Annotated in this window: 15 protein-coding genes; 3 read left to right on the forward strand and 12 right to left on the reverse strand. The window is 72.7% G+C overall.

Annotated elements, in window-relative coordinates; translation table 11 throughout:
- Positions 1-8 precede the first annotated feature (8 nt).
- The 6 genes from ASC77_RS04535 to ASC77_RS04560 all read right to left on the reverse strand — a co-directional run bounded on the left by ASC77_RS04535 (position 9) and on the right by ASC77_RS04560 (position 5,933).
- A complete protein-coding gene (locus ASC77_RS04535) occupies positions 9-2,228 on the reverse strand; it encodes a [protein-PII] uridylyltransferase (RefSeq protein ID WP_082574443.1) in 2,220 nt (739 codons plus the stop codon).
- Positions 2,225-2,563, reverse strand: coding sequence for a P-II family nitrogen regulator (locus ASC77_RS04540; RefSeq protein WP_056149208.1), 339 nt, complete (start codon positions 2,561-2,563; stop codon positions 2,225-2,227). The genes ASC77_RS04535 and ASC77_RS04540 overlap by 4 nt, the downstream gene beginning before the upstream one ends.
- Positions 2,564-2,684: 121 nt before the next feature.
- Entirely contained in the window at positions 2,685-3,023 is a 339-nt protein-coding gene (locus ASC77_RS04545; protein ID WP_056149210.1) for a P-II family nitrogen regulator, read from the reverse strand.
- A complete protein-coding gene (locus ASC77_RS04550) occupies positions 3,020-4,363 on the reverse strand; it encodes an ammonium transporter (RefSeq protein ID WP_200944886.1) in 1,344 nt (447 codons plus the stop codon). The genes ASC77_RS04545 and ASC77_RS04550 overlap by 4 nt, the downstream gene beginning before the upstream one ends.
- A 189-nt stretch (positions 4,364-4,552) precedes the next feature.
- Positions 4,553-5,680, reverse strand: a complete 1,128-nt coding sequence (gene ftsY, locus ASC77_RS04555) for a signal recognition particle-docking protein FtsY (protein ID WP_056149212.1) — start codon at positions 5,678-5,680, stop codon at positions 4,553-4,555.
- Between the two features lie 34 nt (positions 5,681-5,714).
- Positions 5,715-5,933, reverse strand: a complete 219-nt coding sequence (locus tag ASC77_RS04560; RefSeq protein ID WP_056149214.1) for a hypothetical protein — start codon at positions 5,931-5,933, stop codon at positions 5,715-5,717.
- A 167-nt stretch (positions 5,934-6,100) separates the two neighbouring features.
- Here ASC77_RS04560 and ASC77_RS04565 point away from each other — a divergent pair, with 167 nt between their 5' ends.
- Positions 6,101-7,024, forward strand: a complete 924-nt coding sequence (locus tag ASC77_RS04565; protein ID WP_156390910.1) for an O-methyltransferase — start codon at positions 6,101-6,103, stop codon at positions 7,022-7,024.
- On the opposite strand, the gene ASC77_RS04570 is transcribed toward ASC77_RS04565, so the two are convergent.
- The 3 genes from ASC77_RS04570 to ASC77_RS04580 all read right to left on the reverse strand — a co-directional run bounded on the left by ASC77_RS04570 (position 7,011) and on the right by ASC77_RS04580 (position 11,901).
- Positions 7,011-7,454 carry an acyl-CoA thioesterase gene (locus tag ASC77_RS04570; protein WP_056149219.1) on the reverse strand — a complete coding sequence of 148 codons (444 nt, stop codon included), beginning with the start codon at positions 7,452-7,454 and terminating at the stop codon, positions 7,011-7,013. The genes ASC77_RS04565 and ASC77_RS04570 overlap by 14 nt on opposite strands.
- Complete coding sequence (smc, locus tag ASC77_RS04575) at positions 7,454-11,011, reverse strand: chromosome segregation protein SMC (protein ID WP_056149221.1); 3,558 nt, start codon at positions 11,009-11,011, stop codon at positions 7,454-7,456. Before smc ends, ASC77_RS04570 begins: the two co-directional genes overlap by 1 nt.
- Before the next feature lie 131 nt (positions 11,012-11,142).
- On the reverse strand, positions 11,143-11,901 hold the full coding sequence (locus tag ASC77_RS04580) for a TetR/AcrR family transcriptional regulator (RefSeq protein WP_156390911.1): 759 nt from the start codon (positions 11,899-11,901) through the stop codon (positions 11,143-11,145).
- A gap of 50 nt (positions 11,902-11,951) precedes the next feature.
- Between ASC77_RS04580 and ASC77_RS04585 the strand changes: the two genes are divergently transcribed.
- Positions 11,952-13,385: a DHA2 family efflux MFS transporter permease subunit gene (locus ASC77_RS04585; protein ID WP_235547445.1), complete on the forward strand. Its 1,434-nt coding sequence runs from the start codon at positions 11,952-11,954 to the stop codon at positions 13,383-13,385.
- Between the two features lie 20 nt (positions 13,386-13,405).
- The gene (locus tag ASC77_RS04590; RefSeq protein ID WP_056149225.1) at positions 13,406-14,047 is read left to right on the forward strand and encodes a phosphotransferase; all 642 of its coding nucleotides are present in this window, start codon (positions 13,406-13,408) and stop codon (positions 14,045-14,047) included.
- On the opposite strand, the gene ASC77_RS04595 is transcribed toward ASC77_RS04590, so the two are convergent.
- The 3 genes from ASC77_RS04595 to mutM all read right to left on the reverse strand — a co-directional run bounded on the left by ASC77_RS04595 (position 14,044) and on the right by mutM (position 16,537).
- A complete protein-coding gene (locus ASC77_RS04595; RefSeq protein WP_056149227.1) occupies positions 14,044-15,300 on the reverse strand; it encodes an MFS transporter in 1,257 nt (418 codons plus the stop codon). The genes ASC77_RS04590 and ASC77_RS04595 overlap by 4 nt on opposite strands.
- Positions 15,301-15,358: 58 nt before the next feature.
- Positions 15,359-15,565, reverse strand: coding sequence for a hypothetical protein (locus ASC77_RS04600; RefSeq protein ID WP_056149229.1), 207 nt, complete (start codon positions 15,563-15,565; stop codon positions 15,359-15,361).
- Between the two features lie 81 nt (positions 15,566-15,646).
- Positions 15,647-16,537: a bifunctional DNA-formamidopyrimidine glycosylase/DNA-(apurinic or apyrimidinic site) lyase gene (gene mutM / locus ASC77_RS04605; protein WP_056149231.1), complete on the reverse strand. Its 891-nt coding sequence runs from the start codon at positions 16,535-16,537 to the stop codon at positions 15,647-15,649.
- Positions 16,538-16,545: the final 8 nt, after the last annotated feature.

Genomic DNA, 16,545 nt, shown 5'->3' on the forward strand with positions numbered 1-16,545 from the left:
GGGCAGCGCTACGACGTGGTGAGCGCGGCCCGCACCGCGTGCGCCGCCTCGGCGGCCCGCTGGTCGCTGAGCACGCCGGCGTGCGCCTCCTGGAGGTAGAACACGTCCACCGCCTGCGGGCCGAGCGTGTCGACGTGGGCCGAGCGCACCGCGATGTCGAGGTCGGCCAGCGCGGCGCAGGCGAGGTAGACGACGCCCGGCCGGTCGCCGGTGCGCACCTCGAGGACGGTGGCGTGGTCCGAGGCCTCCGGTCGTACGGCGACGGTCGGCTCGAGCGAGTCGTTCGACGCCGCGCGGCGCAGCCGCTCGGCCGCCTCCACGCGGCCGGCCACGACCGCCTCGTAGCGGGTCCGCAGCACCGCAGCGTCGAGGTCGGGCACGCCGACCTCCCACACGGAGACGCCGTACTGCTCCTGCGCCCAGGCGCGGGCGGCCCGGACCGGGATGCGCTGGAGGGCGAACATCGCGGCGAAGTCGGCCAGCAGCCCGACGCGGTCGGGCGCGATGACGGTGACGCGGGTGCCGTCGTCGTCGTGCTCGACGGTGATCGCGGCCGAGCCCCGGCGTACCTCCTTCGGGATCTCGACGTCGTCGGTGACGATCGGCGGGAGCGCGACCCCCGAGTCGAGCGCGGCCCGCGCCCGCCGGGCGAGGTCGTTGACGAGGCCGGAGCGCCAGGCCGACCAGGCCTTCGGCGAGGCGGCCTTCGCGTCCGCCTCCGAGAGCGCGAGCAGCAGGTCGAGCGCCTCGGCGGTCTCGACCCGCCGGGTGATCAGCTCCACGGTCGCCGGGTCGTCGGGGTCGCGAGTGGTGGCCGTCTCCGCGAGCACCAGGTGCCAGCGGACCAGCCGCGCGATCAGGTCCACCGCGTCCGGCCCGAAGCCCATCCGGGTCGCGATCTCGCGGGCGATCGGTTCCCCCGCGATGCTGTGCTCGGTCAGGCTGCCCTTGCCGATGTCGTGCAGGAGCGCGGCGACCATGAGCACGTCGGGACGAGCGACGTGGCGGATCAGGTGCGAGGCCTCGATGCAGGTCTCGACCACGTGCCGGTCGACGGTGAACCGGTGGATCGCGGACGCGTGCGGCAGCAGCCGGATCCGGTCCCACTCGGGCAGTGCCCGGCCGAGCGCACCGGTCTCCTCGAGCGTCTCCCAGACCGCCAGCAGCCCCCGGCCCGACGCGAGCAGGCGGACGAGCAGCTGGCGGGCCTCGGCGGGCCAGGGCGTCGGCATCGGGGCGCCCTCGCGGGCCAGCCGCGCCGCGGTCGCGGGGGCGAGGACGACGTCGTTCTCCGCGGCCGCCGTCGCGGCGCGCAGCAGCAGGACCGGGTCCTCGGCCGGTCGGGCCGAGCGGTCGAGCACCACCTCGCCGTTGGCCAGGGCCACCCCCGGAGCCAGCGGTGTCAGGTCGGGTCGCCGCGCGCGCTCGTTGGGCGCCGGTCGGGCGAGGGCGGCGTCGACCCGGCGCCAGGTGAGGTGCGAGAGGTGCGCGATGCGGCGGCCGAGCTCGCGCACGTGGATCTGCGCGTCCCGGGCGTCGGCGAGCTCGAGGGCGTGGGCGAGGTCGCTCCACTGCTCGGGGTTGATCCGGTCGGTCGGTCGTCCCGCCGTGTCGTGCAGCGCGTCGCGGACGTCGAGCATCGCGAGCCGCGCCCGCTCCAGCTCGGCGTGCGGGACGTCGACCATCCAGGTGGCGACCAGCGCCTTGAGCACGGTGGCGTCGCGCAGGCCGCCCTCCGCCTCCTTGATGTCGGGCACCGAGAGGTGGGCGACCTCGCCCACCGACTCGTGCCGCGCGCGGACCATCTCGCGCAGCGCCGGCAGACGCTCCTTCGCCGTACGCCGCCAGTTGGCGAGCATCGTCGTCCGCAGCCGCAGCGTGAGGTTCGGGTCACCCGCGAGGTGGCGCACGTCGAGCAGGCCGAGCGCGACCTTGAGGTCGGCGTCGGCCGCGCCGACCATCTCCGACATCGTGCGCACCGAGTGGTCGAGACGGGACCCCGAGTCCCAGAGCGGGTACCAGACCTTCTCGGCCACGGCACGGACGTCGACCCCCTCGTCCGAGACGAGGACCACGTCGAGGTCGGAGTACGGCGCGAGCTCGCTGCGCCCGTACCCACCGACGGCCACGAGCGCGGCCCCGACCTCCGGGCCGCCGCTCCCGAGGTAGGCGTCGGCGCAGAGCGCGTCGGCCTCGGCGGCGCGCCGGGCCCGGTCCGAGGTCGTCAGAGTGCTGCCTCGTCCTGGTCCCCGGTGCGCACCCGCAGCACCGAGTCGACCGTGGTCACCCAGACCTTGCCGTCACCGATCTTGCCCGTGCGCGCGGAGGAGGAGATCGCCTCGACCACGGCGGCCGCGTCCTCGTCGCCGGTGATGATCTCGATCCGGATCTTCGGCACCAGCGCGATGTCGTACTCAGCCCCGCGGTAGACCTCGGTGTGGCCCTTCTGCCGGCCGTAGCCGCTGACCTCGCTGACGGTCATCCCGGTCACGCCGGTCGCCTCGATGGCGGCCCGCGTGTCCTCCCACTTGTGGGGCTTGATGACGGCGGTGATGAGCTTCACGGGACCTCCTGGAGGGCGGGCTGGGGTCGGGGCGTGGTCCGATCATGCCGGACCGGTGGTGCCGCAGGACGGGACCGGCCCGGCTCCTCGACGAGGAGCCGGGCCGGACACACCTCAGGGATCAGATGGCGGCCGAGTCACGGTCGCCGGTGCGGACCCGCACCACCGTGTCGACCGGGCTGACCCAGACCTTGCCGTCGCCGATGCGTCCGGTCTGCGCGGTCTTCACCACGATGCCGACCACGTCCTCGGCGTCGCCGTCGTCGACGACGATCTCGATGCGGATCTTCGGGACCAGCGCGATGTCGTACTCGGCACCGCGGTAGACCTCGGTGTGGCCCTTCTGCCGGCCGTAGCCGCTGACCTCGCTGACGGTCATGCCGGTGACGCCGAAGGTCTCGAGCGCCTCCCGCACGTCCTCCCACTTGTGCGGCTTGATCACCGCGGTCACGAGCTTCATGCGTTCACCCCTTCGGTGACAGTGCTCTTCGCGAGGACCGACGAGGCGGTGGTGCCGCCGCCGCCGAGACCGCTGTGCAGGTCGTACGCCGACTCACCGTGCTGGTCGCCGTCGATGCCCTCGACCTCGGCCTCCTCCGAGACCCGCCAGCCGAGCGTGAACTTGATGGCGAACGCGATGATCGTCGTCAGGACGCCGGTCCACACGATCGTGAACAGGGCCGCCAGGAACTGGTCGCCGAGCGAGGAGAACCCGCCGCCGTAGAAGAGGCCGTCGACGCCGCCGGGGGCGGTGGAGGTCGACACGAGGCCGATCAGCAGGGTGCCGACGAGACCGCCGACCAGGTGGACGCCGACGACGTCGAGCGAGTCGTCCATGCCGATCTTGAACTTCAGGCCGACCGCGGCGGCGCAGGCACCACCGGCGACCACGCCGACGACGATCGCGCCGACCAGGTTGACCGCGCCACAAGCGGGCGTGATCGCGACCAGGCCCGCGACGATGCCGGAGGCCGCACCGAGTGACGTGGCCTTGCCGTGGAGGATCCGCTCGACCAGCAGCCAGGCGAGCATCGCCGCACAGGTCGCGATCGTGGTGTTCAGGAACGTCACACCGGTCTCGCCCTGGAACTGGGCGGAGAAGGCGTCCGGGTCGGCGAGCGAGTCGGGGGTGAAGACGATCGAGCCGACGTTGAAGCCGTACCAGCCGAACCACAGGAGGCCGGCGCCGATCATGGTCAGCGTCAGGTTGTGGGGCTTCATCGGCTCCTTCATGAAGCCGACGCGCTTGCCGATCACCAGCGCGAGCACCAGGCCCGCCACACCGGCGTTGATGTGGACGACCGTGCCACCCGCGTAGTCCTGCGCGAACGTCGAGCCCTTGGCGAGCTGACCGGCCAGCCAGCCGCCGCCCCACACGTTGTGCGCGATCGGGAAGTAGCAGGCGGTCAGCCAGACGGGGACGAAGACGATCCACGACACCAGCTTCACGCGGTCCGCGATGGCTCCCGAGATGAGCGCGACGGTGATGGCGGCGAACGTCAGCTGGAAGACCACGTAGATGTAGTTGATGTGCGAGACACCGTCCAGCCCGAACATGTCGAACGGGTTGGCGATCAGCTTGCCGTTGCCGTTGCCGGCACCGTCACCGCCCCAGCCCATCGACCAGCCCCAGAGCACGAAGACGATGGCGGTCACCGCGAAGGCGACGTACGACATCATCATCATGTTGAGCACGGACTTGGACCGCGTCATGCCGCCGTAGAAGAGCGCCAGCGCAGGAACGGTCATCATCAGGACGAGGGCTGTCGCCACCAGCATGAAGGCGTAATAGCCGTCCACAGAACCTCCAGGGATCACATCTCGGGAGGGCGGGTACGTCGACGACCGCACTGTCGGCTCGGGGCACCCGCCCCATTGCCGAACACCTTCGGAGGCAGAGGTTTCGACCCGCGTTGCCGCGTGTTGCGATCAGGAAACGAGATCGGCCGGTTTGTTACTTCGGTGTTACGGACGACCGAACGGTCCGTGTCAGCCGAGCAGCGCGTCGACGAACGCGCTGGGCTCGAACGGCGCGAGGTCGTCGGCACCCTCGCCGAGGCCGACCAGCTTGACCGGGACGCCCAGCTCGCGCTGCACCTGGACGACGATGCCGCCCTTGGCCGAGCCGTCGAGCTTGGTGAGCACGATGCCCGTCACGTCGGCGACCTCGCTGAAGACCCGGGCCTGGATGAGGCCGTTCTGACCGGTCGTCGCGTCGAGCACGAGCAGCACCTCGGTCACCGGTGCCTGCTTCTCGATCACCCGCTTCACCTTGCCGAGCTCGTCCATCAGGCCGGCCTTGTTCTGGAGTCGTCCGGCGGTGTCGACGATGACCGTGTCGGCGCCGGTTTCCACGCCCTCCTTGACCGCCTCGAAGGCGACGCTGGCGGGGTCGGTGCCCTCCGGACCGCGGACGACGTCGACGCCGACCCGCTCGCCCCAGGTGGCCAGCTGCTCGACGGCAGCGGCGCGGAACGTGTCCGCTGCGCCCAGTACGACGGAGCGCTCCTCGGCCACCAGGATCCGCGAGAGCTTGCCGACCGTGGTGGTCTTGCCGGAGCCGTTGACCCCGACGACCAGCACGACGCCGGGCAGGCCGTCCGTGCCGCTCACCTGGAGCCGCCGGTCCATCCCGGCGTCCACGAGCGCGAGCAGCTCCTCGCGGAGCACGGTGCGCGGGTCCTCGGAGCTGCCCTCGACGCGCAGCCGGGTGCGCAGCCTCTCGACCAGCTCCTGGGTCGGGGCGACGCCGACGTCGGCGGTGATCAGGGTGTCCTCGATCGACTCCCAGGTGTCCTCGTCCAGGCGGTCGCGCGAGAGCAGGGCGAGCAGGCCGCGCCCGAGGCCGCTCTGCGAGCCCGCGAGCCGCTGCCGCAGCCGGACCAGCCGGGAGGCCGTGCCCTCGGGCTTCTCCAGCGTCGGAGCGACCTCGGCCGGCACCTCGATCGCCGGTTCCGCCACGTCGGCGTCGGTCGGCGGCGGGACGACGACGTCCGGCGCGGGCGCCGCGGGCGGCACCGACTTGCGCCGGCTCGAGACGGTGAGGCCGACGACGACCGCGATGAGCGCGACCGCCACCAGGGCGATCACGACGATGAGGAGCAGCGTCGCGTTCATGGCTCAATCCAACCAGAGGAGGACGGCCGGTCGGTCAGCGGCGGCGCTCGGAGTCCTCGTACTCGGCGTCGAAGCCGAAGATCTTCTGCTCCTGCTCCTCGATGACCGGAGCCGCGTCGGCGGCCTTGGCCATCGCGTCGCCGAGCCAGGGCGCCGCGGGCATCCGCTCGCCGCGGTGCGGATAGGCGGCGTACGCCGCCACCAGACCGGCGACGACCAGGATCAGCACCATCACGACCACGATTGCGAGCACGCGCGAACCTCCCGAGAGAACCAGACAGCCACACGACTACCCGTTCTCCCACCGTGCCACACGGGTCGGGCCGGTCCGGCATCGCCGCGCGCGGGTGTTCTACGATCCCGGTTGATCCGCACCTGGTTCCCACGGCGCCTCCACGTCGACGATCGGAAGAACTCAACATGCGCATGCGCTGGCTCGCACTCGGCGGTGGCCTCGGCTGGCTGGCCCTGGTCCTGATCGTCGCCCTCCTCTCCGACCTCGGAGCCGGGAGCGCCGTGCTCTTCGCCGCCCTGGGCCTGATGGTCGTCGCCGGCCTCGTCTACGTGCAGTCGATCCCGGCCCGCATCACGACCGCGGCCGACGGGGTCCGCTCGGCGCTGCCGGCGAAGGACGCCCCGGTCTCCGCCACGTTCGACGACGAGGTCCTGGCCCAGGTGACCACCGCCGTCACCGGCGCCGTCGTCCCCGAGCTCAAGCGCACCTTCCGCCAGGTCGAGGCGCTGCACAACCTCTACGCGATGATCGACATCGAGCACGCGCTCCCGGCCTCCCGCGGGTGGCCGGCCTCCCCCGACCTGCTGCTCCTCCTGGTCGATCTGGTCGACCGGCACCGCCCCCGCCTCGTCGTGGAGTGCGGCAGCGGCCTCTCGACGCTGTGCCTGGCCCTGGCGATGCGGCGCTTCGGGATCGAGGGCAAGGTCATCGCGCTCGAGCACCTGGAGGAGTACGCCGAGCAGACCCGCGAGCTCCTGAGGCGTCACGGCGTGGACGACCTCGCCGAGGTGCGCACCGCTCCGCTCCAGCGGCTCGCCGTGGGCGGTCTCTCGGTCGAGTGGTACGCACGCGACGCGTGGCAGGACCTCGCCGGGGTCGACCTGCTCTTCGTCGACGGTCCGCCGAGCGCGGCCTCCCCGCACGCGCGCTACCCCGCGGTGCCGCTGTTCGCCGAGCGCCTGACACCCGGTGCCCACGTGGTGCTCGACGACTTCCAGCGCCCGGAGGAGCGCGACGTCGTGAAGCGCTGGCGGCGCGAGCTCGGCGACCGGATCACGCTCGAGCGTGTCCCTCTCGAGAAGGGTGCCGCGCTGCTCACCCTCGCGTGAGCAGGAGCGGCTCCACCGCCGCGCGGATCACGTCGGGCATCGGCGTGGACGGTCGCGCCGGGTCGGTGTTGTCGACGTACACGTGCACGAAGCGACCCTCCGCGGCCGCCTCGTCACCGGGCCCCTGGAAGAGACCGATCCGGTAGATGATGCTCGACGTACCGACCTTGTCCACGACGAGGCCGGTCTCGATCGGCGCCGGGAAGCCGATCTCGCGGAAGTAGCGGCACGACGTCTCAGCGACCACGCCGATCTGGGGCAGCGTGCGGACGTTAACACCGGTCGCCTCGTAGAGGTGCGCGTTCACGGCGGTGTCGAAGAGCTCGTAGTAGGTCGCGTTGTTGAGGTGGCCGTAGGCGTCGTCGTCGCGCCACCGGGTCGTGACGGTGCGCCACGCGACGTAGTCGGCGCGGGTCGGCCTGTCCCCCACTACGCCGACTCGGCCTCGCGCAGCCGCTGGCTGATCACCGCGGAGACGCCGTCGCCGCGCATGGTCACGCCGTAGAGCGCGTCGCCGACCTCCATGGTCCGCTTCTGGTGGGTGATGACGAGCAGCTGCGAGTTCTCGCGCAGCTCCTCGTAGATCTCCAGCAGGCGGCCGAGGTTGGTGTCGTCGAGCGCGGCCTCGACCTCGTCGAGGATGTAGAACGGCGACGGTCGGGCCTTGAACAGCGCGACCAGGAAGCACACGGCCACGAGCGAGCGCTCGCCACCGGAGAGCAGCGAGAGCCGCTTGACCTTCTTGCCGGCCGGCCGGGCCTCGACCTCGATGCCGGTGTTGAGCATGTCGTCGGGCGTCGTCAGCACCAGGCGGCCCTCGCCGCCCGGGAACAGCCGCGAGAAGGTCGCGTCGAAGGCGGTGCTCACGTCGGCGTACGCCTCGGTGAAGACCTGCTCGACCCGCTGGTCGACCTCGTGGACGATGTCGAGGAGGTCCTTGCGGGTGCGCTTGAGGTCCTCGAGCTGCTCGGTGAGGAACTTGTGCCGCTCCTCCATCGCCGAGAACTCCTCGAGCGCCAGCGGGTTGACCCGGCCGAGCTCGCGCAGCGAGCGCTCTGCGGTGCGCAGCCGCTTGGCCTGCTCGTCGCGGACGTACGGCGTGGGCTCCGGCGTCTCCTCGCCGTCGGGAACCTCGCCGCTGAACGGCACGAGCTGGTCGGGGCCGTAGTCGGCGACCAGGCCGTCGCCGTCGAGGCCGAGCTCCTCCAGCGCGCGCTCCTCGAGCTGGTCGATGCGCATCCGCTGCTGGGTGCGGGCCATCTCGTCGCGGTGCACCGAGTTGACCAGCTCGTCGTGCTCCTTGCCGAGGTCGCGCAGGGCCGCGCGGACGTCGCGCAGCTGCTGCTCGCGCCCGCTGCGGGACTGCTCCACCGCCGACCGCGCCTCGGCGGCCCGGTGGACGGAGACCTCCAGCCGGCTGAGCACGTAGGCGACCGCGAGCCCGACCGCCTCGGCGGCCCGGCCCTCGCGGATCATCCGCTCACGGCGCTCGGCGGCCCGGGCGCGGGCGTCGCGCTCCTTCTCCGCCGCGCGGAGGAGCGAGTCGGCGCGGCCGTGGAGGGCGCGGGACCGCTCCTCCGAGGTGCGCAGCGCGAGGCGAGCGTCCATCTCGCCCTGCCGGGCGGCGCGGGCCGCCTCGGTGAGCTGCTCGCGCGCCGTCGTGTCGGGCTCGGCCTCGGGCGCGTCCTCGGCGGCAGCGAGACGGGTCTCCAGGTCGGTCAGACCGGCGACGGCCTGGACCCGGGCCTCCTCGGCCTTCTCGATCGCCTGGGTGAGCCGCTCGGCCTCGCCGCGGGCGGCGCGCGCCTGGGAGCCGTACTGGCCCAGCTCCTCGGCGACCGCGGCCAGGGTCGCGTCGGACTCGTGCAGCTTGGCCAGGGCGACGTCGACCCGCTTGCGGGCGTCGAGGCGCTCGCTCTCCAGGCGGGACATGTCGAAGCCGAGCCGCTCCGAGGCGGCGACGGCCTCGGCGAGCTGCTCGGCAGCCTCGTCGACCGCCGCCTGGATCTCGATCAGGCTCGGCTGGCTGCTGGAGCCGCCGGAGGCGAAGTGGGCGCCGATCAGGTCACCCTCGCGGGTCACCGCGGTGAGGTCGGGCTGCGCGTCGACGAGCGCGCGGGCGGCGTCGAGGTCGTCGACGACGGCGACCTTGACGAGCAGCCGGGTGAGGGCGGCACGGACGGTGTCGGGGCAGTCCACGACGTCGGCGGCGTACGTCGCGCTCGCCGGCAGCGTCGGCCAGTCGTCGCGGGGCTGGGCGGGGCCGCCACCGAGGAGCATCCCGGCGCGGCCGAGGTCGGCGCCCCGGAGGTGCCCGATCGCGCGCACGGCGGCGTCGGCGTCGGCGACGGCCACAGCGTCCGCGGCCGAGCCGAGGGCCTGGGCGACAGCGGTCTCGTAGCCGCTGCGCACGGAGACCAGGGCGGCCACCGAGCCGAGCAGCCCGGAGATGTCCTCGCTGGCCGCGAGCAGCGCGCCGGCGCCGTCCTTGCGGTTGAGGCCGAGCTCGAGGGCGTCCTTGCGGGCGGCCAGGCCGGTGCGGTCGCGGTCGGCCTGGAGCGCCTCGTCGCGGGCCTTCGCCAGTCGGTCCTCGATGTCGTCGAGGGCGTTGGTCGCTGCCTCGTGCTCGGCGTCGAGGCCCTCCTCACCGGCGTCGAGGCCGGCGACCCGGGTCTCGAGCGAGGTGAAGTCGCGCTGGGCGCGGTCGGCGCGGGCGACGGCCTCCTCGCGGGCGAGGCTGAGGCGGCCGACCTCCTCGTCGGCGGCGGTCGCGCGGGAGCGGAGCGTGTTGACCTGACCGTGCAACCGGGCGAGGCCCTCGCGACGGTCGGCGGCGGCGCGCTGGAGCGCCGCGATCTTGCGGTCCTCCTCGGCGGCCGCGTCCTCAGCTGTACGCCGTGCGGTCACCGCCTCCTCGAGCGCCACCCGGTGGGCGTCGACCTCCGCGGTGATCCGCTGCTCCTGCTCGCGGACCTGGGCCGCCTCCGCCTCGAGCTGCTCGGGGTCGCGCCCGGAGCGCGCCTCCTCGACGTCCGCGGTGCCCGCGGCGTTGCGGACCCGCTCGGCCGCCAGCGACTGGGTGCCCCGGAGGCGCTCGCGCAGCCCGGACAGCGCGAACCACGTCTCCTGCGCCCGGGCCAGCGCCGGCAGGTCCTCGCGCAGCGCTGCCTCGAGCGCCGCCTCCTGCTCGCGGCTGCGGGCGACCTCGGCCTCGACCTGCTCGCGGCGCGCGACCAGGATCGACTCGTCGGCCATCTCCTGCTGGAGCGAGGCGCGCGCGGTCATCAGGTCGTCGGCGAGCAGGCGGGCGCGGGCGTCGCGCACGTCGGCCTGGACCGTCGCGGCGCGGCGGGCGACCTCGGCCTGCCGACCGAGCGGCTTGAGCTGGCGCCGGATCTCGACCAGCAGGTCGTTGAGCCGGGTCAGGTTGCCCTCGGTGGAGTCGAGCTTGCGGAGCGCCTTCTCCTTGCGCTTGCGGTGCTTGAGGACGCCCGCGGCCTCCTCGATGAAGCCGCGGCGGTCCTCGGGGGTCGCGTGCAGGATCGTGTCGAGCTGGCCCTGGCCGACGATCACGTGCATCTCGCGGCCGATGCCGGAGTCGGAGAGCAGCTCCTGGACGTCCAGCAGTCGGCACGGGTTGCCGTTGATGGCGTACTCGGACCCGCCGCTGCGGAACATCGTCCGGCTGATCGTGACCTCGGTGTACTCGATCGGCAGGGCGCCGTCGGAGTTGTCGATGGTCAGCACGACCTCGGCGCGGCCGAGCGGCGGGCGCCCCGACGTGCCGGCGAAGATGACGTCCTCCATCTTGCCGCCGCGCAGCGACTTGGCGCCCTGCTCGCCCATCACCCAGGCGAGGGCGTCGACGACGTTCGACTTGCCGGAGCCGTTGGGCCCGACGATGCAGGTGATGCCCGGCTCGAGCTGGAGCGTGGTCGCCGAGGCGAAGGACTTGAACCCCTTGAGGGTCAGGCTCTTCAGGTACAACGCATGCTCCCAGCAGTAGGACGTCAACTCAGGACTGAGGACGAAGGCTATGACGTCGCTCGTGCACAGCCGGCCTAGGGGGGAAGCTCAGCGAGGCTCACCCTACCCGGAGGCATCCCCGATCCGTGGCATCACCGGTAGGTGTCCGACACGGCGCGCAGCCCGGCGACCAGCACGGCGATCCCGAACTCGAACCGGTCGTCGCCGTCGCCCGCCGTCATCACCGCGGCCATGCTGGTGACCAGCGGGAACTCCGCGGCCGGCAGCGCCTCCATCATCGCGCGCAGCTGCTCGTCGATGGCGGGGTGGTCGGGCTCCTCGCCGGGCGGGGTGCTGTTGGCGCGCTGGACCCAGATCGCCTCCTCCACGGCGATCGCGCTGACGTACGCCGCCGCGAGGTCGCAGAACCAGGCCGATGCCTGGGGCGAGATCCCGCCCGCGTCGCAGATCGCGAGCAGGCCCTCCATCGTGCGCAGCGCCCCCGTCCCGGACGGGATCATCCCGATGGCGGCGCGAGCGGATCCGGGGTGTCGCCGGTAGAGCGCGAGCATGTCGCGCATGACCTGCCGGAGCTGCTCGTCCCAGCGGCCGGGGTCGGGCGCGGGGACGACCAGCTCGGCGCTGATCCGGTCGAGGACGAGCTGGTCGACCTCCTCCTTGCTGGCGACGTGCGCGTAGAGCGAGGCGGGGCCGGTGTCGAGCGCCTTGGCGAGCGAGCGCATCGACACGGCGTCGTACCCCTGCTCGGCCATCAGGTCCATGGCGGCGTCGACGATCCGCTCGACCGTGAGCCGCTCCTTGGGCGAGCTCGGCCCGGGCTCACCGGGCAGCGTCACCCGGATCCGCACGGGCCCGGCCCGCCAGGACTTCTCGCGCTTCCCGTCCGTCATGACGAACACTGTACTTGACACGAACAGTGTTCGGGTTTAGAACACTGTTCGTGACTACGAACACCGTTCGCACCCCGGACCTGTACGACGAGCGCGGCTACCGCTTCCGCTGGATGGTGATGGCGGTGGTGATCATCGCCGACGTCATGGACCTGCTCGACGCGACGATCGCCAACCTCGCCGGGCCGTCCATCCGCGAGGACCTCGGCGGCAGCGCCAGCACCCTGCAGTGGGTGCTCGCGGCGTACACGATGTCGTTCGCGATCGGCCTGGTCGTCTCCGCCCGGGCCGGCGACCTGGTCGGCCGCAAGCGGATGTTCGTGATCGGCATGGTCGGCTTCACGGTCGCCTCGCTGCTGTGCGGCCTGGCCCCGACGGCCGGCCTGCTGATCGCCTTCCGGGTGCTGCAGGGCCTCTTCGGTGCGGTGATGATCCCCCAGGGCCTCGCGATGGTGAAGCAGTCCTTCGCCCCCGAGGACCTGCAGAAGGCGTTCATCCCGTTCGGCCCGATCATGGGCCTCTCCGCCGTCCTCGGCCCGATCCTCGCCGGCGTGCTGCTCGACGCCGACCTCTTCGGCACCGGCTGGCGGATGATCTTCCTGATCAACGTGCCGATCGGCCTGGTCGGCGCCGTCCTCGCCTGGCGCTACCTGCCCGACGTGCCGCGCAACCCGGAGGCCCGCCTCGACCCGCTCGGCGCGGTGCTGCTCACCGCTGCGTCGGCGCTGCTGATCTACCCGCTGGTGCAGGGCCGCGAGCACGACTGGCCGTGGTGGTGCTTCGCGATGATGGCGGCCTCGGCCGTCGTGTTCGGGCTGTTCGTGCTCAGCGAGCGCCGCAGCGCGCACCCCGTGATCGAGCCGTCCCTCTTCACCCACCGCGGGTACGTCGCCGGCGTCACCTTCATCGGCGTCTTCTTCGTCGCGATGTCCGGCACGATGCTGGTCGTCAACCTCTTCCTTCAGCTCGGGCTCGGCTTCGAGCCGCTGCGGACGGGCGTGACGATGACGCCCTGGGCGCTCGGCATGGCGATCGGCGCCGCCGCCTCGGGAGCGGCCCTCGGGCCGAAGTTCGGGCGCCGGGTCCTGCATGCCGGACTGCTCATCTCGGCGGCCGGCATGGCCTGGCTCGCCTGGACGATCGGCGGCGCGGACGCGTCGCTCAGCGGCTGGGACCTGGCGCCGATGACGCTGCTGGCCGGGTTCGGCTCGGGCCTGATCTTCGCCCCGCTCTTCGACATCATCCTGTCCGACCTCGACGACCGGGAGGTCGGCACCGGCTCGGGCGTGCTCAACGCGGTGCAGCAGTTCGCGGGGGCGCTCGGCGTCGCCCTGCTGGGCACGCTCCTCCTCGAGTGGATCCCCGAGGACGGCTGGTTCGAGGCGACCCGGTCGATCCTCTGGGTGACCATCGGCTGCTACGCGCTGGCCTTCGCCGCCGTCTTCCTGCTCCCCCGGTTCGCCCGCGAGGGCGTCGGCGAGTAGCCCGCCCTAGGGTCTGTCTCGTGGAGCTCCTCGGAACCGGCCGCGACGCCGACGTCTTCGCCCTCGGCCCCGACCGCGTGCTGCGCCGCAGCCGCGACGGGCGCAGCAGCGAGCGGGAGGCCGGGCTGATGCGGCAGCTCGTCGACCTCGGCTACCCGCTCCCCCGGGTCCACTCCGCGGCAGGCCCCGAGCTCGTCATGGACCGGGTCGACGGCCCGACCCTCGGCGAGGCGCTGCTGATCGGAGCGGTCGACGCGAGCCACGGCGCCGGGCTGCTGGCCGGGCTGCACCGCGACCTGCACGACCTGGCGTGGCCCGGGGCCGGCCCGGGCGAGTGCCTCGTGCACCTGGACCTGCACCCGCTCAACGTCATCCTCACCGCGTCCGGGCCGGTCCTCATCGACTGGACCAACGCCCGGGTCGGGCGGGCCGGGCTCGACGTCGCGGTCACGGTCCTCGTGCTGGTCCAGGTCGGGCTCGCCGACGACGCGCTGCGCGAGGTGCTGCTGCCGTTCACCGAGGAGTTCGCGGCCCGGGCCGCCACGCCGTACGCCGCGGAGCTGGCGGAGGCGACCGCCTTCCGCCGGGCCAACCCGCACCAGACCGAGGACGAGGCGGCACGCTTCGACGAGGCGGTCGAGATCACCCGACGCTGGGCCTAGGTGGCGGGCGCCGCCGCCTCGTCGGCGTGCGCGATGTGGGCGAGCTGGCCCCAGATCAGCACCACGAAGACCGCCGAGCCGACGAAGGCGAACCAGAAGGGCGCCGTGACGCCCCAGTGCTGGGCGATGACTCCCCCGATGCCGGACCCGATGACGAGGCCGCCGTACACGCCGACCAGGTTGACCGACCCGACCCGTCCCTGGAGCTCGGTCGGCACCGCCCGCTGCCGGATCGTCAGCGAGGTCGTGCCCCAGATGAACGCGTGCGCGCCGAAGACGAAGAAGATGCACATCGCGACCCACGCGGTCGTCGTGAGGGCCAGGGACAGCATCGTGAACGTCTCGAAGACCAGCCCGACCCGCATCAGGTTGCCGAGGCTGACGCGGCGGGTGATCCAGCCGTAGGACAGGGTGCCGACGAGGCCGCCGACCGCGGAGATGGTGGTCAGCAGCCCGAAGCCGATCGGGCCCAGACCGAGCCGCTGGGTGGCGTAGAGGACCAGGATCGACCAGGCCGCGCCGAAGGTGATGTTGAAGACGAAGATCGTCAGCACCAGGGTGCGTACGGCGGCGTGGTGGCGCACCCAGCGGAACGCCTCCGCGATGTCGTGGCGGATGTGGGTGTCCGGGGCCGGCTCCCGCCGGTGGGCCGGCAGGGCGACCCGCGAGATCAGCACCGCGCCGAGCGCGACGACGACCGCCTGGGCGGCGAACGGCACCGCGTGGCCGAGCGCGAAGAGCGCCGCCCCGATCGGCGGGCCGGCGAGCTGGTTGACGGTGATGAACCCGGTGGTCAGCCGCGCGTTGGCGATCGCGAGGTCGTCGCGCTGCACCAGCATCGGCATCAGGGTCGCAGCCGTGTTGTCGGCGAAGACCTCCGCGGTGCCGAGCAGGAACATGGCGACCAGCACCAGCCAGATCGACACCACGTCGGTGGCGACCGCGAGGGTGAGCAGCACGAGCACGACGGCGCGCGCGAGGTCGACCGTGACGATGATCAGCCGGCGGTCGAGGCGGTCGGCGAGCGCTCCGGCGTACAGCCCGAAGACGAGCGGCGGCAGCCACTGGAGCAGTGCGGCCAGCGCCACCAGGATCGGGTCGTGGCTCAGCGAGGCGACCAGGAGCGGGCCGGCCGCGAGGGCGATGCCGTCACCGAGGTTGGACACCCACGACGAGGCGATCAGCCAGCGGAAGCCGACCCCGAACCGGCGGGGTGCGACGATCTCGACGCCGGCGTTGAGGAGGGTGCTCACAAGGGCGCGACGCTACGCGTCGTGGCCGGGGAGCCGCGACCGATTTTGTTGCAGCCGCTCAGGCGGGCTGCATCTCCTGGAGGTGCGAGGTCTCGATCTCGAGGAGGGCGGCGGCGTGGGCCTGGGCCAGCCGGTCGTTCTCCTCGGACAGGCGCCCGGCGAGCGCCTCGAGCTCACCCACGCGGGCCCGCAGCCGAGCGTTCTCGGCGGCGAGGGCGGGGCTTCGCAGGTCGCTGTTCATGTATCCGATCAGCGCCTTGGCCATGAATGAGCCTTCCGGGGGCTAAGAGGGGGTTGGCGCGCGGTGGCGGGCCGTCTTCAAGAGTCCCACTCCGGTCTCTCGGGGTCAATCTGGGACGGGCAAACCTTGGGTGGCCGGCGCACGCCGTCTCCGTGGCGCGGGCTGGCAGACGGGGCAGAAGTACGACGACCGGTTCATGAACGCGACCCGGCGCATCGGCGTGCCGCAGCGCTCGCAGGGCTCCCCCTCGCGCCCGTAGGCGTGCAGCGAGCGGTCGAAGTAGCCGGACTCGCCGTTGACGTTGACGTAGAGCGCGTCGAACGACGTGCCGCCCTGGCCGAGCGCCGAGACCATCACGTCGCGGGCGTGCCCGAGCAGCTCGCGCACCTGGCCGGCCGTGAGCCGGTCCCCCGGCCGCTCGCCGTGGATCCGGGCGCGCCACAGGGCCTCGTCGGCGTAGATGTTGCCGACGCCCGAGATCAGGTTCTGGTCGAGGAGCTGGCGCTTCACGCCGGAGGTCCGCGTGCGGACCTTGCGGACGAACAGGTCGTCGTCGAACTCCGGGTCGAGCGGGTCGCGCGCGATGTGGGCGATCTCCGGTGGCAGCTCGGCGCCGCCGGTGGAGATCGAGAGGCCCCCGAACATGCGCTGGTCGACGAAGCGCATCTGGCGACCCTCGTCGGAGCCGGCCAGCTCGAACCGGACCCGCAGGTGCCGCTCGTCGGGCGCGTCGGGCGGCTGGACCAGGATCTGGCCGCTCATGCCCAGGTGCCCGAGGACGGCGTCGCCGTTGTCGAGGGGCAGCCAGAGGTACTTGCCGCGGCGCCGGGCGGCCTCGATCCGGCGGCCGGCGAGCGCGGCGGCGAAGCCGGCCGGTCCGCGCGGGTCCCGGCGCACCGGGCGCGGGTGCAGCACCTCGACACGGGTGATCGTGGCGCCGACGACGTGGCGCTCCAGGCCGGCGCGGACGACCTCGACCTCGGGCAGCTCGGGCACCGGAGGAG

Source organism: Nocardioides sp. Root1257, from assembly GCF_001425175.1.
GTDB lineage: Bacteria > Actinomycetota > Actinomycetes > Propionibacteriales > Nocardioidaceae > Nocardioides.

Coding starts and splice junctions, on each gene's coding strand:
- ASC77_RS04545 (WP_056149210.1), bottom strand. CDS start 3,023: ATGAAGCTCGTGACCGCGGTGATCAAGCCGCACAAGTGGGAGGACGTG.
- ftsY (WP_056149212.1), bottom strand. CDS start 5,680: ATGAACGCGACGCTGCTCCTCATCGTCGTGATCGCCCTGGTGGCGGTC.
- ASC77_RS04565 (WP_156390910.1), top strand. CDS start 6,101: ATGCGCATGCGCTGGCTCGCACTCGGCGGTGGCCTCGGCTGGCTGGCC.
- ASC77_RS04580 (WP_156390911.1), bottom strand. CDS start 11,901: ATGACGGACGGGAAGCGCGAGAAGTCCTGGCGGGCCGGGCCCGTGCGG.
- ASC77_RS04600 (WP_056149229.1), bottom strand. CDS start 15,565: ATGGCCAAGGCGCTGATCGGATACATGAACAGCGACCTGCGAAGCCCC.